The organism is Williamsia deligens (assembly GCF_024171765.1).
GTDB classification, from domain to species: Bacteria; Actinomycetota; Actinomycetes; order Mycobacteriales; family Mycobacteriaceae; genus Williamsia_A; species Williamsia_A deligens.
The window spans coordinates 22,418-48,593 of sequence record NZ_JAMTCI010000002.1 but is presented as its reverse complement, the minus strand read 5'-3'; the positions used below and the strand labels follow the sequence as shown (position 1 = coordinate 48,593).

At 69.9% G+C, this 26,176-nt stretch carries 30 protein-coding genes; 17 read left to right on the top strand and 13 right to left on the bottom strand.

The window, feature by feature from the left end:
• Nucleotides 1-2: 2 nt before the first annotated feature.
• Complete coding sequence (locus tag LX14_RS14550; RefSeq protein ID WP_253648088.1) at nt 3-1,307, bottom strand: cytochrome P450; 1,305 nt, start codon at nt 1,305-1,307, stop codon at nt 3-5.
• A 99-nt stretch (nt 1,308-1,406) separates the two neighbouring features.
• Between LX14_RS14550 and LX14_RS14545 the strand changes: the two genes are divergently transcribed.
• Nucleotides 1,407-2,033, top strand: a complete 627-nt coding sequence (locus LX14_RS14545) for a luciferase domain-containing protein (RefSeq protein WP_253648087.1) — start codon at nt 1,407-1,409, stop codon at nt 2,031-2,033.
• Here the strand turns inward: LX14_RS14545 and LX14_RS14540 are convergent.
• From LX14_RS14540 to LX14_RS14525, 4 genes are all read right to left on the bottom strand, one after another.
• The gene (locus LX14_RS14540) at nt 2,003-3,010 is read right to left on the bottom strand and encodes a fumarylacetoacetate hydrolase family protein (protein ID WP_253648086.1); all 1,008 of its coding nucleotides are present in this window, start codon (nt 3,008-3,010) and stop codon (nt 2,003-2,005) included. The genes LX14_RS14545 and LX14_RS14540 overlap by 31 nt on opposite strands.
• A gap of 108 nt (nt 3,011-3,118) precedes the next feature.
• Complete coding sequence (locus LX14_RS14535; protein ID WP_253648085.1) at nt 3,119-3,292, bottom strand: hypothetical protein; 174 nt, start codon at nt 3,290-3,292, stop codon at nt 3,119-3,121.
• A gap of 76 nt (nt 3,293-3,368) precedes the next feature.
• Nucleotides 3,369-4,505, bottom strand: coding sequence for a nitronate monooxygenase (locus tag LX14_RS14530; RefSeq protein ID WP_253648084.1), 1,137 nt, complete (start codon nt 4,503-4,505; stop codon nt 3,369-3,371).
• Nucleotides 4,506-4,583: 78 nt separating this feature from the next.
• Nucleotides 4,584-5,327 (bottom strand): dienelactone hydrolase family protein, encoded by a 744-nt coding sequence (locus tag LX14_RS14525; RefSeq protein WP_253648083.1) that lies wholly within the window; start codon nt 5,325-5,327, stop codon nt 4,584-4,586.
• 264 nt (nt 5,328-5,591) lie between these two features.
• Between LX14_RS14525 and LX14_RS14520 the strand changes: the two genes are divergently transcribed.
• Entirely contained in the window at nt 5,592-6,146 is a 555-nt protein-coding gene (locus tag LX14_RS14520; RefSeq protein ID WP_253648082.1) for an ANTAR domain-containing protein, read from the top strand.
• A gap of 42 nt (nt 6,147-6,188) precedes the next feature.
• Here LX14_RS14520 and LX14_RS14515 read toward each other — a convergent pair whose 3' ends face one another.
• Nucleotides 6,189-7,742 carry an AMP-binding protein gene (locus tag LX14_RS14515; protein ID WP_253648081.1) on the bottom strand — a complete coding sequence of 518 codons (1,554 nt, stop codon included), beginning with the start codon at nt 7,740-7,742 and terminating at the stop codon, nt 6,189-6,191.
• Nucleotides 7,743-7,806: 64 nt separating this feature from the next.
• A complete protein-coding gene (locus tag LX14_RS14510; RefSeq protein ID WP_253648533.1) occupies nt 7,807-8,727 on the bottom strand; it encodes an AurF N-oxygenase family protein in 921 nt (306 codons plus the stop codon).
• A gap of 125 nt (nt 8,728-8,852) precedes the next feature.
• Here LX14_RS14510 and LX14_RS14505 point away from each other — a divergent pair, with 125 nt between their 5' ends.
• Complete coding sequence (locus LX14_RS14505) at nt 8,853-9,512, top strand: GyrI-like domain-containing protein (protein ID WP_253648080.1); 660 nt, start codon at nt 8,853-8,855, stop codon at nt 9,510-9,512.
• A gap of 15 nt (nt 9,513-9,527) precedes the next feature.
• Here the strand turns inward: LX14_RS14505 and LX14_RS14500 are convergent, their stop codons facing one another.
• A complete protein-coding gene (locus LX14_RS14500; protein WP_253648079.1) occupies nt 9,528-10,238 on the bottom strand; it encodes a cutinase family protein in 711 nt (236 codons plus the stop codon).
• Nucleotides 10,239-10,432: 194 nt separating this feature from the next.
• On the opposite strand from LX14_RS14500, the gene LX14_RS14495 reads away from it, so the two are divergent.
• Nucleotides 10,433-11,311: an SDR family NAD(P)-dependent oxidoreductase gene (locus tag LX14_RS14495; protein ID WP_253648078.1), complete on the top strand. Its 879-nt coding sequence runs from the start codon at nt 10,433-10,435 to the stop codon at nt 11,309-11,311.
• A 78-nt stretch (nt 11,312-11,389) separates the two neighbouring features.
• The gene (locus tag LX14_RS14490; protein ID WP_253648077.1) at nt 11,390-11,938 is read left to right on the top strand and encodes a hypothetical protein; all 549 of its coding nucleotides are present in this window, start codon (nt 11,390-11,392) and stop codon (nt 11,936-11,938) included.
• A gap of 55 nt (nt 11,939-11,993) precedes the next feature.
• Here LX14_RS14490 and LX14_RS14485 read toward each other — a convergent pair whose 3' ends face one another.
• Both LX14_RS14485 and LX14_RS14480 read right to left on the bottom strand, forming a co-directional pair.
• On the bottom strand, nt 11,994-13,460 hold the full coding sequence (locus tag LX14_RS14485; RefSeq protein ID WP_253648076.1) for an MFS transporter: 1,467 nt from the start codon (nt 13,458-13,460) through the stop codon (nt 11,994-11,996).
• Nucleotides 13,461-13,538: 78 nt separating this feature from the next.
• A complete protein-coding gene (locus tag LX14_RS14480) occupies nt 13,539-14,279 on the bottom strand; it encodes an aquaporin (RefSeq protein ID WP_253648075.1) in 741 nt (246 codons plus the stop codon).
• Between the two features lie 138 nt (nt 14,280-14,417).
• On the opposite strand from LX14_RS14480, the gene LX14_RS14475 reads away from it, so the two are divergent.
• Nucleotides 14,418-14,882 carry an SRPBCC family protein gene (locus tag LX14_RS14475; RefSeq protein ID WP_253648074.1) on the top strand — a complete coding sequence of 155 codons (465 nt, stop codon included), beginning with the start codon at nt 14,418-14,420 and terminating at the stop codon, nt 14,880-14,882.
• Nucleotides 14,883-14,951: 69 nt separating this feature from the next.
• Here the strand turns inward: LX14_RS14475 and LX14_RS14470 are convergent, their stop codons facing one another.
• Complete coding sequence (locus LX14_RS14470) at nt 14,952-15,248, bottom strand: DUF503 domain-containing protein (protein ID WP_253648073.1); 297 nt, start codon at nt 15,246-15,248, stop codon at nt 14,952-14,954.
• A gap of 71 nt (nt 15,249-15,319) precedes the next feature.
• Here LX14_RS14470 and LX14_RS14465 point away from each other — a divergent pair, with 71 nt between their 5' ends.
• Nucleotides 15,320-15,781 (top strand): nuclear transport factor 2 family protein, encoded by a 462-nt coding sequence (locus tag LX14_RS14465; protein ID WP_253648072.1) that lies wholly within the window; start codon nt 15,320-15,322, stop codon nt 15,779-15,781.
• Between the two features lie 104 nt (nt 15,782-15,885).
• Complete coding sequence (locus tag LX14_RS14460) at nt 15,886-16,542, top strand: GPR1/FUN34/YaaH family transporter (RefSeq protein WP_253648071.1); 657 nt, start codon at nt 15,886-15,888, stop codon at nt 16,540-16,542.
• An 8-nt stretch (nt 16,543-16,550) separates the two neighbouring features.
• On the opposite strand, the gene LX14_RS14455 is transcribed toward LX14_RS14460, so the two are convergent.
• The gene (locus LX14_RS14455; protein WP_253648070.1) at nt 16,551-17,159 is read right to left on the bottom strand and encodes an NAD(P)H-dependent oxidoreductase; all 609 of its coding nucleotides are present in this window, start codon (nt 17,157-17,159) and stop codon (nt 16,551-16,553) included.
• A gap of 104 nt (nt 17,160-17,263) precedes the next feature.
• Here LX14_RS14455 and LX14_RS14450 point away from each other — a divergent pair, with 104 nt between their 5' ends.
• The 7 genes from LX14_RS14450 (at nt 17,264) to LX14_RS14420 (ending at nt 23,424) form a co-directional block, all read left to right on the top strand.
• Nucleotides 17,264-17,863 (top strand): TetR/AcrR family transcriptional regulator, encoded by a 600-nt coding sequence (locus tag LX14_RS14450; protein ID WP_253648069.1) that lies wholly within the window; start codon nt 17,264-17,266, stop codon nt 17,861-17,863.
• Nucleotides 17,864-17,969: 106 nt separating this feature from the next.
• Complete coding sequence (locus LX14_RS14445; protein WP_253648068.1) at nt 17,970-18,140, top strand: hypothetical protein; 171 nt, start codon at nt 17,970-17,972, stop codon at nt 18,138-18,140.
• A 4-nt stretch (nt 18,141-18,144) separates the two neighbouring features.
• Complete coding sequence (locus LX14_RS14440; protein WP_253648067.1) at nt 18,145-19,188, top strand: LLM class flavin-dependent oxidoreductase; 1,044 nt, start codon at nt 18,145-18,147, stop codon at nt 19,186-19,188.
• A 104-nt stretch (nt 19,189-19,292) separates the two neighbouring features.
• Nucleotides 19,293-19,910 carry an O-methyltransferase gene (locus LX14_RS14435; protein WP_253648066.1) on the top strand — a complete coding sequence of 206 codons (618 nt, stop codon included), beginning with the start codon at nt 19,293-19,295 and terminating at the stop codon, nt 19,908-19,910.
• Entirely contained in the window at nt 19,907-21,340 is a 1,434-nt protein-coding gene (glsA, locus tag LX14_RS14430) for a glutaminase A (RefSeq protein ID WP_253648065.1), read from the top strand. Before LX14_RS14435 ends, glsA begins: the two co-directional genes overlap by 4 nt.
• 22 nt (nt 21,341-21,362) lie before the next feature.
• The gene (locus LX14_RS14425) at nt 21,363-22,508 is read left to right on the top strand and encodes an epoxide hydrolase family protein (protein WP_253648064.1); all 1,146 of its coding nucleotides are present in this window, start codon (nt 21,363-21,365) and stop codon (nt 22,506-22,508) included.
• A gap of 46 nt (nt 22,509-22,554) precedes the next feature.
• Nucleotides 22,555-23,424, top strand: coding sequence for an oxygenase MpaB family protein (locus LX14_RS14420; RefSeq protein WP_253648063.1), 870 nt, complete (start codon nt 22,555-22,557; stop codon nt 23,422-23,424).
• Between the two features lie 21 nt (nt 23,425-23,445).
• On the opposite strand, the gene LX14_RS14415 is transcribed toward LX14_RS14420, so the two are convergent.
• Complete coding sequence (locus LX14_RS14415) at nt 23,446-24,294, bottom strand: class I SAM-dependent methyltransferase (protein WP_253648062.1); 849 nt, start codon at nt 24,292-24,294, stop codon at nt 23,446-23,448.
• A gap of 85 nt (nt 24,295-24,379) precedes the next feature.
• Here LX14_RS14415 and LX14_RS14410 point away from each other — a divergent pair, with 85 nt between their 5' ends.
• Nucleotides 24,380-25,192: a class I SAM-dependent methyltransferase gene (locus LX14_RS14410; protein WP_253648061.1), complete on the top strand. Its 813-nt coding sequence runs from the start codon at nt 24,380-24,382 to the stop codon at nt 25,190-25,192.
• Complete coding sequence (locus LX14_RS14405) at nt 25,183-26,169, top strand: phytanoyl-CoA dioxygenase family protein (RefSeq protein WP_253648060.1); 987 nt, start codon at nt 25,183-25,185, stop codon at nt 26,167-26,169. The genes LX14_RS14410 and LX14_RS14405 overlap by 10 nt, the downstream gene beginning before the upstream one ends.
• Nucleotides 26,170-26,176 lie beyond the last annotated feature (7 nt).

The following is a 26,176-nucleotide window of genomic DNA, read 5'->3' as shown; positions in this document are numbered from 1 at the left end:
GTTCAGGCGCGCGCGGTGCTGCGATCGCCCAGGATCACGGGCATCGACGAATACCCCTGCAGCACACGGGTGTCGCGCCGGACCGGCGTCCCGGCCTCGCGGAGGTCGGGGTAGCGGTCGAAGAGGGCACGCAGGCCGACCTCGGTCTCGGCGCGGGCGAGTGCCGCACCCAGGCAGTAGTGCCGGCCGCCCGAGAACGAGTGGTGCTTGGCCGCGTTGGACCGCGTCACGTCGAACCGGTCGGGGTCGGTGAAGACCGCGGGGTCGCGGTTCGCACCCGCCAGCACCAGGATGATGAGCTCGCCGCGGTCGAACGACACTCCTCCCACCTCGGTCGTGCGGACCGCGGAGCGCGCGGTCATCTGGACCGGCGAGCGCAGGCGGAGCATCTCGTCGGCGGCGTTCGCCCACAGCGACGGGTCCTCCTGCAGCAGTGCGAGTTGATCCGGGTGACGGGTCAGCAGGTCGATCCCGCTGCCCAGGATGTTCACGGTGGTCTCGAATCCGGCGGCGAGCACGAGGCCCGCGATGCCGCGCAGTTCCTCGTCGGTGAGCGACACGCCGTCGTCGGTGGCGCGGATGAGCTGGCTCATCAGGTCGTCGCCGGGGTTCGTCCTCAGTGCGTCCAGATGGTCGGCCAGCCAGTCGTTGAACCCCTCGATGCCATGCTCGACACGACGAAACTGACCCCAGGGGAGGCCGAGGTCGAGACTGGGTGCGGCGAGTTCGCCGAAGTGCAGCACCTGGTCGCGCTCCGCCTCGGGCACCCCGAGGATGTCGCCGATGACCGTGACCGGCAGCTTCGCGCAGTACTCCGCGACGATGTCGACCGTCCCGGCCCTGCCGTCGAGATCGTCGAGCAGTCGAGCGGCCGTGTCCTCCACGTTCTCCCGCATGGCCGCGACGGCCCGCGCGGTGAACACCGACGACACCATCTTGCGGTAGCTGGTGTGCTGGGGCGGTTCGGTCGCCAGCAGCGACGGCGGTCGCAACGGGTGCAGGGCGGTGGATCGTGTGTGCCGCTCGATGAACCCGAGCGGTCCGGGGAGTCGCGAGCCCAGGATGATGGTGCGGAAGTCGTCGGAGCGCAGGACCTCGTGCACGACACCGTGATCGACGGTGATCGCCGCAAGCCGACCCGTCGCCACCGGACCCCGCGCACGGATCTCCGCGTAGAGACCTGTCGGGTCCTCGCGGACGTCGGGGTCGCCGATGAGCCGCGCCTGCAGATCTCCCGCGGCGGCGGCACGACCGGCCACCAGCCGCAGGAAGCCGTGCATCACGAACCACCGCAGGATCAGTCGCATCGTCGTCTCGTTCCGCTCGTCGGTCCTCGGATGCCATGATGCCGTAGACACCAGTGGCACAACAGCCGTTGATACGACGACGACCGCGAGAGGCACAGGATGGTGATCGCCGACTACCGGGCGTGGCGTGCCGTGGGACCGGGTGGCCTTCCCGCCAATCCCCTCGGGTGGGGCATCGCCCGCGCGCTCGGGACCGTCCGCCGCGACACCCTGTCCACGTCCGGGGACACCGACCACCGCGGGCCGGACGCGCTGGCCCTGCCGCGACGCGGGGGATCACGACCGGCCATGGCGCCGTTCGTGATCCCGCACCGACAACTCGACGGCATCCCCGACACTTCGCTGGTGAGCGATCTGCTCGCCCGCGTCGCCGCTGTGGGAGAGCAGCCGGGGTGTCATGTGGCGACCAGCCGCCTCGAACGCCACGGGGACGCCGTGTTCGCCGATGACCCGGGCGCGTCCTGGGTTCGTGCCACCGGCGGGGAGGTGGCCCACGTACACGCCGGACAGGGGTCACTCCACGTCGTCGCCGCACCCGCGGACGTGGCGACGATCATCGACCACGGATGGGGCGAACGCCATCCACTGGCCGGCCGCCGGCCGCTGGGTCTGCCCGACAGCTACCTGTTCCTGTACGCGCCGGTCGACGAGTCACAGACGGACACCGTCCTGACGATCGTGCGCCGATGCGTCGCTCAGGCGGGCCCGGCCGCAGCGCCTTTGTGACCCACCGGGTTCGACACCGATCCGATCCGCTCGAGGGTCAAGGTCACCTCGTCGCCGGCACCGATCCACCGGTCGATCTCCAACCCGGAACCGGACGGCAGCGTGCCGGAGGTGAACAACTCGCCGACGCCGATGTCCTCACCTCGGCTCGCGTAGGCGATGCACTCGCCGGGTCCGTACCGCAGACCCGCCGTGCTGGTCGTGGCCCATGTCTGCCCGTTGACCTCGACCCTCCCCTCAAGCGCGTCGATCACAGGGAGAACCACGTCGGGCGTGACGATCTCCGACCCCATCGAGCTGGCGAACGTCTTCGTCTTCACCACCGGCCCGAACGGGCTGCGCCGCTGTTCGTCCCACTGCGTGTCCCGAGCGCTCACGTCGTTGAACACCACGAACCCGGCGATCGCCGACGTCGCCTCCGACTCCGTGGCGTCGCGTAGGGGACGGTCCACGACGACACCGAACTCGAGTTCGTAGTCCAACAGGTCGGTGTAGTCGGGCCAGGGGAGCGGCTGACCGTGTGCGCGGATCGTGCGGTGGTTGCCGGTGTAGTACACGGGATGGTCGTCGTAGGCCGCCCCGGGACGGAGTGCGGGGAACGTCCTGCGCGTCACCACCTCGACACCGCGGATGAACGGCATCGCCGCGGGGAGATTACGACGGACCAGGCTGTGCGCGGCCTGGGTCCAGTGCTGTTCCCAGCCCATGAAGCACCGCAACGACCGGGCGTCGAACGACAGTCGGTGCCCGGGCTCCACGAGCGCGACACCCTCGGCCACGGCGCGGTCGGCGAGATCGGCGGCGAGCTCACGGCCGCGTTCGCGCGCACCGAGGAACGACAGGACGTCCCGGGTCAGGGGCCCTCGGCGGTCGTGTCCGAACATCGCCGCGGCAGAGTCGAGGTCGACCCATGCGCCGGACTCGTGTGCGACCGCGACCGCCGATCGACCACCGTCCTCGATCCGTCGAACCCGCACGATGGCCTCCCCCGGGGCGAGGCCCGCGCCGCCCCCCGCCGTCGATCACCGAATCTACAGGTGTTGAGGCGGGTGGACACCGCGCCGAGGACGCAGGCCACGCAGGAGTCAGTCCTCGTCCGCCTCGGACGCGTGCGGGTAGTCCTCGTCGTCGATCTCGACGACCTGGTTCTGTTCGATGACGTCCGCCTCGGCGCCCTCGGGCACCGGCTTGTCCGGGACCAGGTCGGCGGGGACCGCGTCGGTGGCGCGGGGATCGATGGCATCAGGGTCGACGGTCATGTCGCCTCCTCTCATCCGACGATGTGGGGCACCCACCGTAGTCGAGGCGACGTTCGGGATCGCGACCCCCGGGGGCTCAGACCGCGGCGGCCGCGGCGGCGTTCAGGTCGTCGAGGGTGCCCGTCGCCTCGAGATACTCCTGCACCCAGCGCTCGATGACGGCGGAGGTCTTCTCGACCTTGCGGAACTGTCCGACGACCTGCCCGACCGGGTTGAACGCCACGTCCACCGTCTGGTCGGGGTACTTGTGGGTGGCGGCCACGGCCATGCCGGACACCATGTACTGCAGCGGCATCCCCAGCGGGTCGGGGTTCTCGGGCTTCTCCCACGCGTCGGTCCAGTCGTTGCGGAGCATGCGACACGGCTTGCCCGTGAACGATCGGCTGCGCACCGTGTCCCGGCTCGTGGCGCTGATGTACGCCTCGTGCTGCTTCGCGGTGTTGGCCGATTCCTCGACGATCAGCCACTGCGATCCCGACCAGGCACCCTGGGTCCCGAGCGCGAGCGCCGCGGCGATCTGCTGACCGCTGCCGATGCCGCCTGCCGCGAGGACCGGGATCGGCGCGACCTCCTTGACGACCTGCGGCCACAGCACGATCGAGCCGACCTCGCCGCAGTGACCGCCGCCCTCACCGCCCTGGGCGATGATGATGTCGACGCCGGCGTCAGCGTGCTTGCGCGCCTGGTAGGGCGAGCCGCACAGCGCGGCGACCTTCCGCCCCGTGCCCTGGATCCGTTCGATCATCTCGACCGGCGGTGTGCCCAGGGCGTTGGCGATCAGCCGGACCTTCTCGTGCTGCAGTGCGATCTCGACCTGCGGCGTGGCCGTCGCCTCTGTCCAGCCGAGGAGCTGCAGGCTGTTGTCGTCGTCCTCGGCGAGCGGGACGCCGTGATCGGTGAGGAGCTTGCGACCGAACTCCAGCGTCTCGGACGGCACCATCGATCGCAGCATCTCGGCGAGCTCGTCACCGGACAGGTCGGAGTCCATGCCCTCGTACTTGCTGGGGATCACGATGTCCACGCCGTAGGGACGGTCGCCGATGTGGTCGTCGATCCACGCCAGCTCCACCTCGAGTTCCTCCGGCGTGTAGCCGACGGCGCCGAGAACCCCGAAGCCTCCCGCCTTGCTCACCGCGACGACGACGTCGCGGCAGTGGGTGAACGCGAAGATGGGGTACTCGATCCCCAGGGTGTCGCAGAGCGGTGTGTGCACGATCGTCCTCTCGGGCCCGAAACTTAGAACGTGTTCTAGTTTAGGGCACGGCGGGCGTGCGGGGGAAGTGCTCCGCGATCAGCGCAGCGTGCGTGCGAACAGCGCCTCCAGCTCGGAGAACGCCCGCTCGGCGCCCGCCTCCTGGTACATCGACGTGTCGGCCATCGTGTACCCATGCGGCGCGTCGGGGTAGATCTCGTTCGAGGCGGTCAACCCCGCGGACGCGAGTGCCTCACCGAGCGTGGCGACGGCCTCGGGCGGCATCGACCCGTCGTTGTCCGCGTGGCCGTAGACGAACTCGGCCCGCGCTGTCGACAGCTGCCGATGTGGGCTCCCGGGGTCGTCGGTGGCCAGCCCACCGCCGTGGAAGCCGGCCGCGGCGGCCACGTCCTGGGGGTGCCGGCAGGCGAAGAGCGTGGCCAGACGCGCACCCATGCAGTACCCGACGGCACCGATCGGGCCATCGCTCACACCGTCGAGCCCGCGCAGCGCGTCGCGGTACGCGTCGAGATCCGTCGAGAGGTCCTGCGCGAACAGCCCGCGGACCCGGGGCATGGCCTGGGCGAAGAAGGCATCGCGCGCGCCCTCGGCGCGCAGATCCACGTGCGGGCGCACATCCTCGACCGAGCCGTTGCGGTAGAGGACGTTCGGGCTCAGCACGACGTATCCCCAGGAGGCGATGCGCTCGGCCATCGACGCGATCTGTGGGCGGACACCGATGGCGTCGATGAAGTGCAGGACGCCCGGGCCCGAACCCGAGGACGGTCGTGCGACGTGGGCTTCCGCGGGACCGTCGCCCGCCGTGACGCTGATGAGTTCCATGTCCGCGACGGTAGTCCCGCGTGGCGGGGCCGGACCCGCCGCGCTGGTCCGGGTGCGACGAACCCGGCAGAGGCGGTGGGTAAGGTGTGCCCCGGCGGTATAGAGGTTCGGCGCCGGAGTGTGTTCTGTGATGCGAAGGAACAGCAGTTGCCCGACTCAGCCAGCCCGTCCCCTGGTGCGCAGCAAGAGGTCCCATATCCCGTCGGGGCCTTCCGATTCTCGTTCGACGACGACCGGTGGGAGTTCAGTCCGGAGTGCCTCGAGATGCTCCACCCTGACCCGTCTGCCGCGACGGGTGGGTGCGACGAGAACGTCTCGGCGGCAGGGTCACTGGAGCGCGCCACGGCGACGCTCGCCGGCACGGACGTGCGTACGGCACTCGACCTGGTCCGAGAGTCGCCCAGCCCGTTGGCATCCCGGCACACCGTCACCGATGCATCCGGCCGCCATCGCCATCTGCTCGTGATCGCCGAGCGGGTCCTCGACGCGGATCGAGCCGTCGGCGCCTCCGGTCAGATGGTGGACGTGTCCGGCGTCTTCGACGACGCGGTGGGGTCGCTCGACACCCAGGTGAACGAGTTCGTCGAGAACAGATCCGTCATCGAGCAGGCGAAGGGGATGATGATGCTCGCCTACAGCTTCGGTGACCAGCACGCCTACGACGTGCTCGCCTGGCGGTCCCAGCACACCAACACCAAGGTGCGGGCGTTGGCCGCCGCGGTCGTCCGCGAGGTCCCCTCCGCGGTCAGCCTGACCGATGCGGATCGGTCGGCCTTCGACCACATCCTCCTCAGCGCCCACGAGACCGACGACGAGTGACACGCGGCGGCGACCGCCGCGTCGACCGCTCCGGTCTCCGCGTCAGGATCGTTCGGCGTCGCGGAGGGCGTTCTTGCGCACCTTGCCGGTCGAGGTGCGGGGGAGTGCGTCGATGAACACGATGTCGCGGGGCGCCTTGAACGCGGCGAGACGTCCTCGGACGTGGGCGGTCAGCGTGTCCGCGTCCACCGACTGCCCCTCGGCGAGCACGACGAACGCCTTGGGCCGCTCGCCCCACTTGTCGTCGGCGACACCGATCACCACGACGTCGGCGACCGCGGGATGTGCCGCCAGCGCCTGCTCGACCTCGATGGTCGAGATGTTCTCCCCACCGGAGATGACGATGTCCTTGGCCCTGTCGAGCAGCTGCACATAGCCGTCGGGGTGCATCACCCCGAGGTCGCCGGAGTGGAACCAACCGCCGGCGAACGCCTCGGCTGTCGCCTCGGGGTCGTCGAGGTAGCCCTTCATGACGCCGTTGCCGCGCATGACGATCTCGCCCATCTCGGCGCCGTCGGGTGCCACGTCGACGAGAGAGCCGTCGGCGGCGGGCTCCCGCTGGACGACCCGGAGCCTGTCCGCCGTGAGCATGCCGGCACCCTGCCGCGCCATCTGGACGTTGAGCGCATCGGAGTCGAGCGCGTGCCAGTCGTCGCGGGGTTCGCAGATCGAATAGGGACCGTAGGTCTCGGTGAGCCCGTACACGTGGACCAGCGTCGCGCCGAGTCCACGGATCTGTCCGACGGTGGTCGGACTCGGCGGTGCACCGGCGGTGACCACCGTCAGGGGACTGTCGAGATCATGGGCCTGCGACGCACCGGCGAGCGTCGTGAGCACCGTGGGCGCCCCACACATGTGATCGATCCGCTCGCGGTCGATGAGGTCCCACATGTCCGCGCCCCGCACCGCCCGCAGACACACATGGACACCCGCCGCCGCGGTGACCGCCCACGTGGTGCACCACCCGTTGCAGTGGAACATGGGCAGCGTCCACAGGTAGCGGCTGTCATGGGTGAACCCCTGGTGGTACACCTCGCCGAGTGCGTTCAGGTACGCACCGCGATGGGTGTACATGACGCCCTTGGGGCGCCCGGTGGTGCCGGAGGTGTAGTTGACCGTGATCGTGGCGGTCTCGTCGGCCACCTCCCATGGCAACGCCTCGCCGGTGCCACGAGCGAGGAAACCGTCGAGGTCGGTGTCGAGGTCGACGACCTCGCGCACCGGGAGATCGACGTCGCCCAGCGCCGCGAGCAGATCGGTGTCACCGAAGAGCATCCGCGACGCCGAGTGCTCGCAGATGTAGCTGACCTCGTCGGGCGACAGTCGGGTGTTGACCGCCACGAGCACCGCACCGGCGAGCGGGACACCGAAATGCGCCACCAGGAGTTCGAGACGGTTGGTCGCGAGGAACGCCACCCGCTCACCCGGCGCCACCCCTGAGGCAAGCAGCGCCGAGGCGAATTCCTCCGCTGCGTGCGCGAACTCGCGGTTCGTGATCCGGCGGTCACCATCGACCACCGCCTCGGAGTCGGGGTGCACCTCGGCGGCGCGTTCGAGGAATCGCAGCGGTGTCAGTGGGGTGTCGAGGCCGGCCATGCCGCGAGCGTAGACCGACGTACACCGCGGCCGGGCCGGTTGCGGACGTCCCCCGTCGGGCTCGTCAGAGCAGGTGGCACCGACGGTAGATGCGGGCGGCGGACGGCGTGAGGAGTCCGACCTCGTCGAGGAACTGCATGAGGTGGACGCAGCTGGTCCGCAGCATCGCGTGTCGGTGCTCGTTGGATATCATCTCGCCGACGGCCCGTCGCCGGTCGAGGCCCGCGTCGGCGAAGGCCTGGGGACGGACGAGGTTGATGACGATCATCTCCGCACCCAGGGCGACGAGGACCGCACTGATGCGGCGGCGCACCGGGCCGGCGTCCGCCATCGAGGCGCGGACCTGTTCGCGGGCGAACCGCATGTGGCGCGACTCCTCGAGGACGTGCACCTCGTTGACCGTCTGCATCAGCGGGAGCACCCGCGGGTCGCCCAGCGAACCCCGTTGCAGCACATCGAGGATCTCCTCGGCGACGAGGATGCCGGCGTAGGCGACCTCGCCTCGGGCGGTGTTCATGAACACCCGTCCCATCCGCGCGACGCGGGCCGACGGGTGGTACGAGCGTCCCACCACGCGCTGGGAGGCCGCCGCGAACATCAACGAGTGGCGGCACTCGTCGGCGATCTCGGTCATCGCGAACCGGAACTCGGGGGAGTGGGGCGCGACGGCGTGCTGGTCTCGGATGACCAACTGCTGCAACATCATCTCGAACCAGATGCCGACGGTCATGACCGACGCCATCTCGTGTCGGGTCACGGCCACACGCTCGGCATCGGACAACTCCGACCAGTAGTCGGTCCCGTACAGCGCCGACCACTCCGGACTGCATCCGTGCAGCGTCGGGTCGAGCGGCGCGGACCAGTCGATCTCGGTCAACGCGTTGCGGGAGGCCAGGATCGAGGAGTCCATCAGTCGTCGCGCGACCTCGTCGATCCCTGTGTCGCCGCGGCTCGCCCCGGACGATGTCGGGTCGGTCTCGGTCATCGGTGACTGCGTCACGGTCATCGGTCGCTCCCATCAGCCACAGTGCCATTGCCCGATGTCACCGTACATCTATGTGTGACCGATGGGAACAGTCAGATGTCGGAGGCCCCGATATCGTCCCGAGGGTGACCCGGAAGGCACCACACGACCCGCCCCGCGAGCACCCCGCGGCCGTGGATCTGAAGCGCGTCATCCCGACGTATTCGGCTCGTCGCGGGGTGTTCGCGGTCGTCGAGGTACCGCCGCTGCAGTTTCTGATGATCGACGGGCACGGGGACCCGAACACCGCTGCCGAGTATCACGACGCCGTGAGCACCCTCTACCCGATGGCCTTCACACTCAAGGCCCTCGGGCGGCGGGTGCACGGGACGAACCACCGCGTGATGCCGCTGGAGGCGCTCTGGTGGGCGGACGACCCGAGCGCATTCACCACCCGGCGTGACAAGTCGCGGTGGTCCTGGACGGCGATGATCCTCGTGCCCGACGAGGTGACGGCGCAGGACGTCGACGAGGCCCGACGCCTGGTCGCGACGCGGGGATCCGCACCGGCGGTGGGGAAGGTGCGGTTCGACCGACTCGACGAGGGCACGTGTGTGCAGACGCTGCACGTGGGGCCCTATGACGCCGAGGGACCAGTCCTGGCGCAGATGCACGAGGAGTTCATCCCGGCGAACGGACTGTCACCGACCGGCCCACACCACGAGATCTATCTCGGTGATCCGAGACGTGCTGCGCCCGAACGCCTCCGGACCATCCTGCGTCAGCCGGTCCGACGGACCGGCTGACCGTGCACGGTCCGGTCAGCGACGCAGGGCGCCGGCGACGTAGCTGGCGGCACGCAGGGTGTCGCCGTTGACGCCGTAGAGCACATGGACCGCTCCGGGGCCCGCGAGACGGGCACCGTTGCAGATGTTGTCGCTCGGGATGCAGTACCGCGCGGTCCGGTTCGTCAGTTCAGGACGGACACGCACCGCGGGGGCACCCGCGTCGGAGAGGAACCGCGCCGAGGGCGGCGCGAAGAGCACCACGGCGGCGATCTTCGAGATCAGGTTCGGGGCCAGCGCCCGCGGGGTGAAGGTGCGGTACTCGGGCGGGAGGACGACGCTCGGGCTCACGGTGTACCCGGCCACCACAGCGCCCTGGGAGTAGCCGCCGAGCACCACGCGGGTGCCGGGGCACGCGGTCGCGAGGTACGCGATGCGGCGCTGCACGTCGTTCACTCCGGTGATCACCGACCGCGCGGTGCCGATGCGGTCGGTGAAGCTGGCAGACGCCGGGTAGTTCACGCCGTACGCGGCGACCGATCGGCCGGGCAGCTGGGAACGGACCGCCGCCACGAACGACGATCCCGTCAGACCGATGGGCGGGGCGGGCTCGGCGGTACCGCGGGCGAAGATCACCTCGACGTTCGAACATGTCGCGGCAGCCGCCGGGGCGGTGACCGCGATCCCGGAGACGGAGGCGGCCACGGCCGCGAGGACGGAGGCGGACGCGAGCAGACGCTTGATCACGTTCCGGATGCTACGGCACCACGGTCTCCACAGGACGGGAGTCCGTCGCCCCGCAGGCTTCCCGTCGAAGCGGTCTTGGAGCCACTGCAGCGCGGGAAGAAGTCGATCGGCGGGGTCGCCGGCGTGGAACGCCGCCCAGTCCCGGATGCCCCTGTCCTCGTTTCGCACCCCGTGCGACGGGTATGCGTCCGGCCATGACCCAGAAGCCCCGCACCGTCCTCGTCACCGGCGCCTCTCGCGGTATCGGCGAGCAGGCCGCACTGCGATTCGCCGGACGCGGCGACGCACTGGTGCTCGCGTCCCGAGACCAGACCTCCCTCGACGTGGTGGCGGATGCCTGCCGGGTCGCCGGCGCCGCCGAGGTGCTGACGGTCGCCACCGACATCGGCGATCCGGAGGCGGTCGCGTCCCTGTTCGACACCGCCGTCGGCCGTTTCGGGGGTGTCGACGTCGTGGTGCAGAACGCGTCGGTCGCGGCGTTCGGACGGTTCACCGACATCCCGTCGGACGTCTTCGACGCCGTCATCCGGGTCAACGTCCTGGGTGCCGCCGCGGTCTGCCGCGCAGCGCTGACACAGTTCCGCGCGCAGGGGCACGGCAGCCTCGTCGTCGTCGGATCGCTGCTCGGCCACGCCGCGGTGCCGCTGATGTCGCCCTACGTGATGAGCAAGTTCGCGATCACCGCCCTCGTGCGCATGCTGCGGCAGGAGACGAGGGGTGAGCGGCACATCACGGTGCACGGCATCTACCCCGGCGCCGTGGACACCGCGATCTACCCGTTGTCGGCGAACTACTTCGGGCGTCTGGCCCGGGTGCTCCCGTTCAACGACCCCCCGGAGAAGATGGCCCGCGCGATCGTCGCCGCGGCGGACGGTCGCAGCGGTGAGAAGCAGGTGGGACTCGCGAACCGTCCGATGCTGCTCGGGTACCGGATCGTGCCCCGGGTGTTCGACATGATGGTGCGTCCCCTCATGGGCACGCTGTCCTTCACGCGCCGCCCACTGGACCCGACGACGGGGAACGTCATCGCGCCGGTGCCGCAGACACCGGCTGTGGCCGACACCCACCGCTGACCGCCGACACGCCAGGGGGTTTCGCGCGGACGCACGTGGGCATCCGTCATCACGACACACATCGACGGAAGCGAGACCATGGCACGCGCAACGATCTTCCACCAACTCCACGACGTCGGGCTGGCCGCCTGGTTCGGCGGGACCCTCGCCAACGCGGTGGCGCTCAACCCCGCCGCCTCGGCCGCCGGATCGCCCCAGGCGGTGGGTGCCGTCACCAACGCCGGGTGGGATCGATGGACCCCGGTGAACGCCGCCGCGATCGGAGCCCACCTCGTCGGCGCCGCCGGCCTGCTCAAGCATGATCTCGGCCGCGCGAAGGCCCAGAAGGGCGTGCCGTCCATGGCCATCGCCAAGACCGGGCTGACGGTCGCCGCGCTGGGCGTCACCGCCTACAGCCGGGTGTTGGGGAGCAAGGTCTCCGACCATGGAGCGGTACCCGCCTCGGAAGGCACCGAGCCCGCGGCATCGACACCCCCGGATGTCGCGGCGGCACAGGCGATGCTGGATCGGCTGCAGTGGGTCATCCCGGCACTGACCGGCGGGATCCTCGCCATCGGTTCCTTCGCCGCCGAGCAGTACCGCCCCGAGGAGGTCACCCGTGGCCTCGTGCAGCGACTGGTGAAGTAGCCGCACGGACGACGACGACCCCGCGAGCCGACGGCTCGCGGGGTCGATCCGTTGATCACGGGGCAGGCGACACCATGCGTCGTCGCGCCGGCATCCACTGCGCGGCCACCGCCCCCGTCGCGATCAGTGCGATCATCACGAGAAACGCTGCGCGATAGGCGTTCTGCAGGCCGTGGTCGGTGGTGACCGAGCTGTAGACGGTCCCGATCACGGCTGCACCCAGGGCCACGGCGAGCGCCTGCGCGGTCGTGAACACGCCCGACGCGGCTCCGGCGAGGGACACCGGCACATCGTGCAGGACGAGCAGACCCGCCGAACCGACGATCGCCCCGAATCCCGATCCGGCGACCACCAGGGCGATCGCGAACCACAGTCCCGGGTGTGATGTACCGACCGCGACCGTCATCAGTGCCATCCCGGCGATCAGCACCGCCGCGCCGAGGTGCAGGACGTGCTTGCCGATCCGTTCCGCGAGAACAGTCGCCGCGAGTCCCGCGGAGACGGGTACGGCGAGCGAGAAGGGGATCCACATCAGTCCGGCGTGCAGTACGGACCATCCCAGAGCGGCCTGTACGTGCAGCGACTGCACGAGGAAGAACCCACCGGTCGGGATCATGAGGACCGCGAACGCGATCAGTCCGGTGGTGAACGACCGGGTGGCGAAGAGCGCGGGCGGGACCATCGCCTCGACGCCGGACCGCGCCAGCGTCGACTGGCGACGACCGAAGGCCACGAGGCCCGCCCCTCCGGCGACCATCACCGCGAATCCCCAGACCGGCCAGTCGTTCTCGGGGCCGAGGGTGATGGGCAGCATCACCGCCACCAGCGACATCGCGAGCAGCGCGGCGGATCCCAGGGTGATGGGGGAGCGGCGGTCTGCTCGGGTCTCGGGGATGAACGCAAGCGCTGCCACGATGGCCATCACGGCGAGGGGGACGTTGATGAGGAAGATCGGCCGCCAGCTCAGGCCGAACCAGTCGCCGCTGGTGATCACCGCACCCAGGACCGGGCCGACGACGGCCGCGAGGCCGATGACCGAGGTGAACATGCCCATCGCGCGTCCACGCTCGGCCGGCGGGTAGAGGACCTGGATGTTGCTGAGCACCTGCGGCACCATCAGCGCGGCCGCCGCTCCCTGCAGGAGCCGGAACACCACCAGCTGCGTCGGCGACGCGGCCACACCGCACGCCAGTGACGCGAGACCGAATCCCGCCAGTCCGATGACGAACACGCGACGGCGCCCGACGTTGTCACCGAGGCGGGCACCGAGGATGAGACCGACCGCGTAGGCGAGCGGATACCCGGCGACCACCCACTGCAGGCTCGCCGTCGACGTACCGATGTCACGTTGCAGTGTTCTCAGGGCGACGTTCACCACCGTCGCGTCCATCAACTCCATGAAGGAGGCGGCGAGCAGACACAGCAGCGCGATGGTTCGTGCTCTGCCGACGGGAAAGCCCGCCACCGGCACAGCCGGATGGACGGGCTCCCCGCGGGTCGGGTCGAGAGGGGTCGTGGTCATCGGATCCTCCGTGTGATCGAGTGGGACTCGGACGCCGATGACGCTAGGAACGATCGCGGACAGATACTGTCCGCTGCATCAGGCCTGCTGCGCGACCGCCTCGTCGCGATCCCGATGTCCGGCGACGATTCCGGCGTGTATCAGCGCGCCGACGAGTCCTCCGACCAGCGGGAACACGACGAACACCCACAGCTGCGACAGCGCTGTCCCGCCGGCGAACACCGCGGGACCGAACGACCGCGCGGGGTTGACGGAGGTGGAGTCGATACCGATCGCGATGAGGTGCGCGACGGTCAGCGTCGCGCCGATCGCGACGCCGGCACCTCCCGGGGTGGCGATGGAGTCGGTGGCGGCGAACACCACGAGCACGAGCACGGCGGTCAGGACGATCTCCGCGACGGCCACCGGCAGGATCCCGTAGCCACCTGTCGACTCCGAGCCGTAGCCGTTGGTCCCGAGGCCGTCCGCGCTGAGGGAGTACCCCGGCCGACCCGACGCGATCACCAGGACGATGGCGGCGCCGACGAGCGCGCCGACCGCCTGCGCCACGACGTAGCCGAGGGCCACGACCGGCGTGATGCGACGACGGATCGCCATCGCGAGAGTGATGGCGGGGTTGACGTGGCAGCCCGAGATCGGGCCGATCGCGTAGACCAGCGCGGCCAGGATGAAGCCGAAGGCCAGGGCGATGCCCACGGTGCCGACCGTCTTGCCGGCCAGGACTGCGGTCCCGACCCCGCCGACCACCAGCACCGCCGTACCGACCGCCTCGGCAGCGAGCGCGCCGACCGGCATCGACCTCGCGTGCTCGTCACTCATCGTTGACTCCTTCTCCGTTCCTGGCCGAACCCTGTGCTCGGCCAGGGTTGTAGTCGGGCATGCGTGCGCTTTTACACCAGCGCGTGGCCTATGACGCTGGTCACACTTCCCGGCAGCGTCGTCTGGCAGGGTTGGGGGATGAGCGACACAACGCACGTCACAGTCGAACGCACCATCGAGGCGCCCGTCGACGCGATCTTCGATGTCCTGACCAATCCCGAGCGGCACCGGGAGCTCGACGCCGCCGGGTTCATCCGCGGCGTGGACCACGCCGACCGCATCGCCGAGGTGGGCGACGTGTTCACCATGAACATGCAGGGCGACCACATGGGTGGGGAGTACCAGACCGACAACCATGTGTCGGGCTACGCGAAGGACAAGTTGGTCGCGTGGAAGACCGCGCCCGCCGGCACCGAGCCCCCCGGGTGGGAGTGGCTGTGGGAGCTGGAGTCGCAGGGACCGGGGGAGACCCTGGTCCGCCACACCTACGACTGGTCGAAGGTCACGGACAAGAAGCTCCTGGAGCAGGTCGGGTTCCCCCTCGTCACCGAGGCGCAACTGGAGGAGACGCTGGGGCGCCTCGCTGCCGCTGCCACGGCCTGAGACACAGCCCGTCGACGCCCGTCCCCGATCGCGGGGGCGGGCGTCTGCTGTTCCGTGGCGAGCCTGACGTCAGATCTCGTCCCCGCGGATCACGCGTCGGCGGGCGGAGAGCAACTGCACCTCCGGTCGCCCCGCGGCGTGACGTTCGAGTCCGTCCAAGACCTCGGTGACGTGTCCGCTGTCGGGGGCGACGACGGACGCCGCGACAGTGGCGCGGCGGTGGAGGTCGAGGTCATCCACCTCGGCCGCGGACACCGCGAACTTCCGTCGCATCTCGGCGACGATCGGCCGCACGACGGAACGCTTCTCCTTGAGGGAGTGCACGTCACCGAGCAGGAACTCGAGTTCGATCCATCCGATCCACATCGGCGCGAACGCTACCGCTCGGTCACAATCGACGACACCGTCGAACTCGTACCGACACGACCGGAGGCGCCATGTCCGAACCCCGCCCGCCTGTGCCACCCTTCGACCTGGCGTCGGCCACCGCCAAGGTCCAGGCCGCCGAGGACGCCTGGAACACCCGCGATCCTGCGAAGGTCGCGCTCGCGTACACGCCGGATTCCGTGTGGCGCAACCGCGACACGTTCCTGACCGGCCGCGACGAGATCGTCGCGTTCCTGACCGCCAAGTGGGACCGCGAACAGGAGTACGCGCTGCGCAAAGCGCTCTGGACATACACCGACGACCGGATCGCGGTCCGCTTCCAGTACGAGTGGCATGACGCCGAAGGGCAGTGGTGGCGCAGCTATGGGAACGAGTTGTGGGAGTTCACACCCACTGGTCTGATGAGCCGTCGAGAGGCGTCGATCAACGACGTCGCCATCGAGGAGGGAGACCGACGGATCATCGGGACGCGACCGGGATCCGAGCACGGGCGCGATCTCCCGCTGCGCTGACCGACACGCGACGGCGGACCGGTAACAGCTGACCCGTCAAGCCCTCGTGATCCGTCTGATCGCAAGGATGGGGGCGGACATGCGACGCCGTTAGCGTCGCCGACATGACCTCTGTCTCGGACTCACCAGCGACCCTCACCGGCATCGAGATCGGCCACCTGGATGCACCCCCGTCGGTTGCGGCGGCACCTGTCGACGAGGGCAACCCCGGCCTGGTCGCGCTCCCACTGATCATCGCCGGTGCGGTGGGACTCGGTTTCACCAACACCGGGATCGTCGACGTGGGTGCCGCCGCCGTCCCGATCCTGGTGTCCGCCACCGCCGTAGGGCTGCTCCTGGCGACCATCTGGGCTGCCGCACTGCGCCAGAACGTGAACGCGACCGTGTGCGCGATCTTCTTCGGGTTCTACGGCAGTTACGGCGTGCTCTCGATCGGGTTGACGCACAACTGGTTCGGCATCGGCACGGCGGGTGCCGCGCAGACCACGCAACTGTGGCTGGGGAGTTGGCTGCTCACCATCGGACTGCTGACCGTCCTGACCCTGCGCCTGCCCTGGACCTACCCGGCCCTGCTCGCCATCGTCGACATCGCCCTCGTCCTGCTCCTGATCGGCAGCGCCGCCGACAGCAGGGTCGCCACCCAGATCGGCGGGGTGTTCGTGTTCGCGTTCGTCGGGTTCGTCATCTACTACTACGTCGCAGCCCTGTGGCAGGAGACAGGGGGTTCTGCCCTCCCGCTGGGGCGTCCGCTCGTGCGTTGACGCCAGGCTCAGCAGGACGTGGCGACATGGGACAGCGCCATGCGCGCGATCTCGTCGGCGATCTCCTCCGCCCTCGCCACGACCGCATCGACCGGGGCCGTGTCCGACTCGTGGACCGTCGTCACGACACCGGTACGAGCGCCGCAGTAGCCGAGGACACCCGTCTCGATCTGTGTCGCGATCGCGGTGTCGTAGCCCCGGCGGCGGAAGCCGTCGGCCGTGTCGCCGGCCGGCATGACGAGGTGCACGGTCAGGCGACCCAGCATCTTCTGGAACGGGACGACGCTGTCGTCGAACGCCCACCCCCGGACGAAGACCCGATCCACCCACCCCTTCAGCATCGCCGGCATCGACCACCAGTAGACCGGGAAGACGAGGATGACGTCGTCCACCCCGTCGAGACGCTGCTGCTCGGCCAGCACGTCGGACGGTGGCGGACCGTCGCCGAGGTACCGCCGACGATCGGCGAGAGAGAACCGCGGATCGAACCCCTCGGCGTGGAGATCGGCCATCTCGGTCCGTACCCCTCGACTCTCCAAGGTCGAGGCGATCCGGCGCGCGAGGTGGTGGGTCAGGGATCCGGTGTCGGGATGGGCGACGACGACGAGTGCGGACACGGTGGGCGGCCTCCGAATGATCGACAGCTACCATCAGTAGGTTACCGACAGTAGGTTACCGACAGTAGGTTACCAATGGTACACAGGATCGGGGAGGTGCTCGGATGGCGCGCGAACGGATGACCCGGCAGGACCGGTACGGCCAGCTGGTGGCGCTCGCGTGGTCGCTGGTGCACGAACTCGGCGCCGACGAACTGACACTCGGACGCCTCGCCGAGAGGGCCGGTGTCACCAAACCCGTTGTCTACAGCCACTTCGCATCGAGGAACGCCCTGCTCGTCGCGTTGTTCGAGGAGTACGACGACCGCCAGACAGCAGCGCTGCAGAGGGCGGTCGACGACGCGGACGCCACCGTTCCCGCTCGCGCACGAGCCATCGCGACGTCGTACGTCGACTGCGTCGTCGGACAGGGGCCCGAGCTGCTCGGCGTCGCGGCGGCCCTCGAGGGGTCACCCGAGCTCGCGGCGTTCAAGCGTCGGTCGGAGACGGCCTACGCCGGGCAACTCACATCGATCCTCGCGTCGGTCGACGGGGGCGCTGTCGTGACGACGCCGACCATGACCGGTGTCCTGGGCGCTGCCGAGGCCCTCTCCACCGCGGCGGCGGCGGGGGACATGACGCGCGATGTCGCGGTCCACGAGCTCGCGACCGTCATCGAGACGACGGTCGAGCGGTCTCGCCTCGCCCATCGATCACCGCGATGAGCTGAGGGCGCTCGTACGACCCGTCGGCGCACCGCTCGAGACCGCGACGCCGGGACCACGGACGGGCTGACGCCCGCGCGGCAGCGCGCGCGAGGAGAATGGCCGTATGAGCGCCGACACCCCAGCCCCCGACGAGCGATCCGACGACGAGGAGCGCGAGGCGCCGGCACCCGGTCCAGCCGACCACGGCGGAAGCGGCGGGATGGCCACGCGTGAACTCGGCGCCCACGGTGACGACGCCCACGGTGACGACGCCCATGACGACGAGACGGACTGACGTCATGCAGATCGGCATCGACAACTTCGTCTCGGCGGTGGTCGAGTACGACTCCGGCCGGGAGATCGGCGCCCGGCAACGCATCGCCCACCTGCTCGAGGAGGTCGAACTCGCCGACCGCTCCGGTGTCGACGTCTACGGCATCGGCGAGCACCACCGGGCCGACTTCTACGACTCGGCCCCGACCGTCCTGCTGGGCGCCGCGGCAGCCCGGACCGAGAAGATCCGCCTGACGAGCGCGGTGTCCGTCCTGTCCGCCGACGACCCGGTCCGCCTGCACCAGCAGTTCGCGACCATCGACCTGATCTCCGGCGGACGGGCGGAGATGGTCGTCGGGCGAGGGTCGTTCACCGAGGCGTTCCCGCTGTTCGGACTCGACTTCGACGACTACGACTCGCTGTTCGCGAACAAGCTCGACCTGTTGCTGCGCATCCGCGAGGACCCGTCGTCGGTGACCTGGTCCGGCCGCCATCGCCCGTCGCTGCGCGGCGTCGGTGTGCACCCGCAGCCGGTGCAGCGGCCCATCCCGATGTGGCTCGGTGCCGGCGGCAGCCCCGAGTCGTTCGTCCGTGCCGGACGCCTGGGCCTGCCGCTGATGGTCGCGATCATCGGTGGTGAGCCGCGACGCTTCCGCCCCCTCGTCGACCTCTACCGCGAGGCCGGGTCACGGTCGGGCTTCGCCCCCGAGCAGCTGCCCGTCGGCATCCACGCACCCGGGCTCGTCGCCGACACCGACGACGAGGCGGTCGCCGCGGCCTACCCCGGATGGGCGGACCTGTTCGGTCGGATCGGGCGCGAGCGGGGCTTCGGCGAACCCGGGCGGGCCGAGTTCGACGCCATGGCCGGCCCACACGGTGCGATGTTCGTCGGCTCGCCTCAGACGGTCGCCGACAAGATCGCCCGGGTGTCCGACGATCTCGGCGGACTCGCCCGCCTCACCGTGCAGATGACGAACACGAAGCTGCCCCACGACGCGATGCTGCGCGGGATCGAACTGCTCGGCGGTGCGGTGAAGCCGCTGGTCGCGGGGTCCGGATCAGGCGTCTAGACGTCCACGGCGTGGCCCTGCCCCTGATCGGCGGTGGGGTGACGACCTCATGGCAGGATCGCCGCGGGGCACACGACGCGCCTCACCGACCGAGGATGTGGCACATGGGCTTCGAGCGCCTGGAACAGATCGTGGACGAGGCACGCGCGAACGGGTGGTACGTCGAGGGATCGGCGAACGCCGCGCAGCTCGAGTCGTTGCGGCAGCTGGCGGAGGACGACCGCATACGCAGTGTCGTCGAGATCGGCTTCAACGTCGGGTTCTCCTCCCACGCGTTCCTCAGCGCCGACCCACAGACCCAGGTGACCTCGTTCGACCTCGGTGATCACGAGTACGTGTCGTCGGCGAAGGCGTGCATCGACGACGAGTTCCCCGGCCGGCACACCCTGATCACCGGCGACTCGCGGGAGACGGTGCCGCAGTACGCGGACGACCATCCCGGGCAGACGTTCGATCTGATCTTCATCGACGGCGGACACACCCACGAGGTCGCGCTCGCCGACATCCAGAACATGCGGCGCCTCGCCGGCCCCGAGACCGTCCTCGTGTTCGACGATGTCCTCCCACACAAGCCCTGGGGCGAGGGCCCCATCCGGGCCTGGCAGGACGTGATCGCCGACGGCACCGTCGTCGAGACGGGCTTGTTCGCCGACGGCGTGCAGGTCGACGCCGTCGGCCCCGACGCGGCACGCGCCTGGGTCGTGGGGAAGTACGTCGTGTGACGTCGGTGGTCGAGCAGTACCTGGCGCGGATCGAGTCGGGCTGCCTCCCACTCGACGCCGGTGCGGTGGCCGACTACATCCCCGAGCTCGCATCGGTCGATGCGACCACCTTCGCCGTGTCCCTCGTCGTCCACGACGGACATGTCTACTCCGTCGGCGACAGCACCCTCGAGTTCACGATCCAGTCGATCTCCAAGGCGCTGACCTACGCTCTGGCACTGCGTGATCGAGGCGTGGAGGTCGTCGACGCCCACATCGGGGTCGAACCGTCCGGGGAGGCGTTCAACGAGATCAGCGTGGACCATCGGACGCGGCGCCCCCGCAACCCGATGATCAACGCCGGCGCGATCACCGCCACCGCGCTGTTGATCCGTCCCGACAAGGACGGGCAGCAGCCCACGACGCGGGAGGAGTGGGCGCCGGTGCTCGACACCGCGTTCGCGAGCATCCTCGAGTTCTACTCGGGGTGCGCCGGCCGGCAGCTGTCGATGGACCGTGCCGTCTATGCCTCCGAGATGGCCACCGGTTCGCGCAACCGCGCCATCGCCTACATGCTGCAGAGTTTCGGCGTCTTCCCATCCCATCCCCAGGCGGCGGTCGACCTGTACGTCCGGCAGTGTTCGGTGCGGGTGACGTCCGACGACCTCGCGGTGATCGGGTCGACCTTCGCCAACGGGGGAGTCAACCCGCGGACCGGCCGACGGATGGTGGACGGTCAGATCGCCCGTCGGGTCCTCAGCGTGATGACGACGTGCGGCATGTACGACGGGGCGGGTGACTGGGTCACCACCGTCGGGCTGCCGGCGAAAAGCGGTGTCGGCGGCGGCATCCTGGCGGTCCTGCCCGGCCAGTTGGGTATCGGCGTGTTCTCCCCGCGTCTGGACGAGCACGGCAACAGTGTTCGCGGTGTGCGGGCCTGTCGACTGCTGTCGGAGGATCTCGGCCTGCACATGTTCACCGTCGCGCGCGAGAGCCGCGTGACGATCCGATCGGTCTACGACGGGCGCGAGCTCGACCCGGCGGCGACGGAGCGTTCTGTCCGGGACGCGACTTTCCTTCGCGCACATCGCGAACGGATACGGGTGCTCGAACTGCAGGGGGATCTCACATTCTCCGGCGTGGAGAGCGTGGTGCGACGGGTGGAGGCCCTACAGAATCGCACCGACGTCTTCCTCATCGATCTCAGTCGTGTCGGAGTCGTCGACGACGTGTCCCGACGGCTGCTGGTCGCACTCCTGCGTACGCGTCGCGACGGCGCGGCGGGGTGGGTCGTGGTCGATCCGGACGGGGTCCTGTCAGGACACGGGGCGCCGCCGCGCGCACCGGACTCGACACCCGGCGGCGACGATGTCGCAGTCACGTCGTCGTCGGCCGAGGCGGTGGAGATCGCCGAGACGATGCTCCTCGGCCGGGCCGAGCGATCAGGGTGACCCCACGCGGCACACTGGGACGGTGAACCCCCGAGACCACGCCGTCACCCCGTTCCGGATCGACGTACCCCAGCAGGAACTCGACGACCTCGCCGACCGGCTCGGGCGGACGCGGTGGGCCGAGCCCGAGACGGTGGACGACACAAGTCAGGGTGTGCCGGAAGCGTTCCTGCGCCGCCTCGTCGAGCACTGGGTCCATGGGTACGACTGGCGGCGGATCGAACAGCGCCTGAACGATCTCCCGCAGGTCCGTGTCGACGTGCGGGGAGGCGGTGACGACTCGCTGGCGGTGCACGTCGTCCACGTCCGATCGGAGCGCCGCGACGCGACGCCGTTGCTGATGACGCACGGCTGGCCGGGCTCGGTGCTCGAGTTCCTGGACGTCATCGAGCCGCTGACCGCACCTGCCGACGACCAGCCCGCGTTCCATCTCGTCCTCCCGACCCTTCCGGGGTTCGGCTTCAGCGACAAGCCGACGGCACCGGGATGGGGGGTGAACCGGATCGCGCAGGCCTGGGCGGAACTCATGGCGACGCTCGGCTACGACCGGTACGCGGCGCAGGGCGGTGACTGGGGGTCGATCGTGACCAGCGCACTCGGTGCGATCGATCCCGAACACCTCACCGGGATCCACCTCAACATGCCGTTGGCACCGCCCGTCACCGACGACGAACCGACGGACGCCGAACGCGAGATCATCGCCCATCTCAGGCAGCACCGGCGCGACAAGACCGGATACCTCAAGGAGCAGTCCACGCGCCCGCAGACGATCGGCTACTCACTCGTCGACTCGCCGGTCGGCCTGGCGGCCTGGATCGTGGAGAAGTTCTGGGACTGGACCGACCACGACGGGGACGTGACGAGCATCCTCACGGTCGACCAGATGCTCGACGCCGTGATGATGTACTGGCTGCCCGCGACCGGCGCGTCGTCGGCGCGCCTCTACTGGGAAGCTCCACGCGCCTCCTGGCAGTCCGACATCACCGTCCCCGTCGGCATCTCGATGTTCCCCAAGGAGATCAACAGGACATCGGAGCGATGGGCCCGCACCCGGTATCCCACGCTGTCGTACTGGAACGAGCTGACGACGGGCGGCCACTTCGCCGCACTCGAGCAGCCCGACGCGTTCGTCGACGAGATCCGCGCCTGGTCGCGAACTCTTCGCTGACAGGGTTCTGAGCAGCACGGATGCAATCGGGGCGCACACTGAGGAGATGAACCTGATCGACTCTGCCCAGCAGCGCGTGGGCGAGATGATCTTCGAGCGCGTCGCCGGTGATGAGGGTCCGGCGCGGCGCGACCGGATCCACTTCGCGGCCGGTCCGCGTCGCTACGGGCCCGATTCCGCGATCCACCGGGTCCACGGCGACGCGTCGATGTTCGTCGGCGGCATGCGTGCACTGCTCCTGCAGTCGCTGCACCCGCTCGCGATGGCCGCGGTCGACCAGCACTCGGGCTACCGCGGTGATCCGTGGGGACGCCTCCAACGCACCAGCACGTTCCTCGCCGAGACGACGTTCGGCACGATCGAGGACGCGGACCGGGCGATCCGGATCGTGCGGGCCGTCCACAGACGCATCACCGGCACCACACCCGACGGACAGGCCTACGCAGCATCCGATCCGCACCTGATCCGATGGGTGCACGTCGCCGAGATCGACAGCTTCCTGCGCGCGCACGACCGCTATGGCGCCCGCCCACTCGACGCGGCCGGCCGCGACGAGTACGTCCGGCAGACGGCGTTCGTGGCGCGGGGACTCGGCGCGGTCGACGTCCCGGAGACCACCGCCGAACTCGACGAGGTGCTCCGGTCGTATCGACCCGAACTGCGGGGGACCGCGGCGGCGCGACGGACGGCGCGATTCATCCTCCTGAACCCGCCGATCCCCGTGGCGGTGCGCCCGGCCTACGGGGTCCTGTCGTCGGTGGCCGTGTCGATGATGCCGTGGTGGACGCGCCTGCCCCTCCGGTTGCCCTACCTGCCGCTCACCGAGGCGACCGCGATCCGCGGAACCGGTGTCGCGATGACCGCCGGGATCCGGTGGGCGCTCGGCGCGGGACCCCAGGTCGACACCGCGAGCTGACCCGTCGGGCCCGCTCGTATCTCAGTGGCGGATCGTCGTGAACACGTCGACCGGGTGCGGGACCCGCGGCCGACCGTCCGCTCCGGGCACCGACACCGCATCGAGATACGTGCGCACGGGCTCGCGCAGGTCCGGCGTCAGGCGTGCCTGCACGGCGAAGTCGAGCACCTCGTCGCCCCCGGACGCGAGATCGACCAGAGCGTCGAGCGTGACCACGGGCCCCAGGGCGAGGCCGGAATCGACGAACGCGCGTTCGACGTCGGCGCTGAACCACTGACGGTGGTCCTCGAGGCGAGGGGCGAGGACATCGACCAACGCGTTCAGGGCGGCACGCGGCGCGTTCAGCACCCACAGCTGCCCACCCGGGCGCAACAGGTCGACGGCGGCACGCAGGGTCTCGCCCACATCGGGGACGTAGTAGATCGAGTGCACGAACACCACCACGTCGAACTGGTGCTTCACGGGCGCGTCGGCGAAGGCCGCGACGTGCACGTCGACGGTCAGCTCGTGGGCTTCCAGCGCGGCCATCTCCGCGGCGAAGAGCGCCGCACTCCCGGACCAGGGGTCGATGCCGACGTAGCGCACCGGACGCCCTGGGACCGCCCGGATCAGCCCCTCGGCGAGCCGCACGTCGAGGGAGCCGTCGCCACACCCCACCGAGAGCACCGAGATCGGCTCGTCCCCGATCGCGGTCAGTCGGGCCCGGAGGTGGTCGGCGATGAGGCCTCGCTGATCGGACAACCGCTCGAACGCCGCGTGGCCGCGCGCGTACGCGTCGGGCTCGAGACCGGGGAGCGGCGCTGCACCCGCCCGTCGGGATCGCAGGTCGTCGAGGAGCGCGGCGGCGGTTACGGTCGATGAGGTCGGCACTGGACTCGGCACCTGACCGAGTGAACCACGTCATGCCTGTACAGGTGTCCGTGATCGGTGGACCGGCGACGACGCGAGGAGTGGTGTGAGCAACGGAGACACGGCCGAACGGAGCCTCGAACACTGGAGCGAGGCCGGCCGCACGGGCATGGAGGCGTTCTACGCCCTGGCCACCGAGGACTACCGGCAGCTCGCGCTCGCCGCCGACTGGCCGGGCCTCCTCGGCGCGAGAGCGCACGACGGCTGGGCGCTGCTCGACGTGGCGTGCGGCAGCGGCAAGTTCCCGACCGCACTGCGCCGCCACACCGACCTGTCCGCCGTTCCCGAGATCGCCTACGACCTGCTCGATCCGTCGGACTTCTCGGTGGCCGAGGCAAAGGCGGCGTTGAGCGAACCGTTCTCGCCCCGGCACGAGTTGGTGATGACGCTGCAGGACCTGCCGGACGACTACGCGGGCTATGACGTCGTGTGGGCCACCCACGCGCTGTACGCACTCCCACCGGCCGAACTCGACTCCGCCGCCGAGCGATTCGTCGCCGCATTGGCCCCCGGCGGTCTCGGCCTGGTCGCCCAGGCCACGGCGACCTCGCACTACCTCGCGTTCTACGACGCTTTCCGCGCCGGCGTGCGCGAGGCGACGCCGTACACAACCGCCGAGCAGGTGCGCGACGCCCTGATCCGCGCGGGCGCCGATGTGCGTGATCAGCGCGTCACCTACACCACGGGGACGTCGGATCGCGTTGTCGCCGAGGGCTTCCTGCAGCGCTGCGCGTTCGACGACTCCGTGTCGCTGGAGGAGATGGAGGCCGCCCCGGTGCTGGGCGACTACCTCGCCTCCTGCCGCGACGCATCCGGTTCCTACACCTTCTCCCACGAGGCGGCTCTGCTGTGGCTCTGAGCGACGCGACGACGAACGAGCGCCTGCCCGAACAGAATCGGGACGGCGGGATCGAGCAGGACTGGGCCGGCAACGACCAGGACTGGTGGGACTGGTACGTGACCTTGGCCGCCAACGACAGCCTGCCCACCGACCTCGTCGACGGCCCCGGTCTGCCCGATGTCGAGCCGGCGTCGGACGAGCAGGTCGCGCGGGAACTGGCCGAGCCCTACGACCTCGATCCCGCCGCGGTCGACGCGTTCGCGCGAGAAGCGTTCGTGCGTCTGCCCGGCGTACTGTCGCCGGCCGTGGTCCGCCGTCTCGCCGAGCGCCTCGAGGAACTGCTGCGGGCCGAGCACGGAGCCGACGTCGCGGGCCGGTTCACCGCACTCGAGCAGATGTGGCTGCACGACGACCTGATGCGCGCCGTGGCGTTGTCTCCGCGGATCGGCGGACTGGCGGCGGCACTGCTCGACGAACCCGCTGTCCGGCTCTACCACGACAACGCGTTGTCGAAGGAGCCCGGTTGCGGACGCACCCCGTGGCACCACGACGCCGAACACTTCCCGCTGCAGACCGTCCAGGCGGTCACGGCCTGGATGCCGATGTCGGCCATCCCCGGTCGGATGGGTCCGCTGTCGTTCGCGCGCGGACGTGAGGTCCTCGGGGAGGTGTCCGACCTCGAGTTCGACAAGATCGGCACCTCCTACGACGAGGCCGTGACGGCGAGGTTCGTCGAGCGGGACGTCCCCGTCGAGTCCGGGCCGTTCGCCGTGGGCGACGTGTCGTTCCACTCGGCGTTGTGCTTCCACACCGCGGGCCCCAACCTGACGACGCAGCCGCGACGTGCGTTGGCCACCACCTACTTCGCCGACGGAGCGCGCGTGGTGGAGTCACCGACTCTCATCAGCGGTACGTGGCGCGAATTCCTCCCCGGCGTCGAGCCGGGTGGCCTGGCGGCCTCCGAGCGCAACCCGGTGGTGGGTCGCCGCGCGTGACCCGACC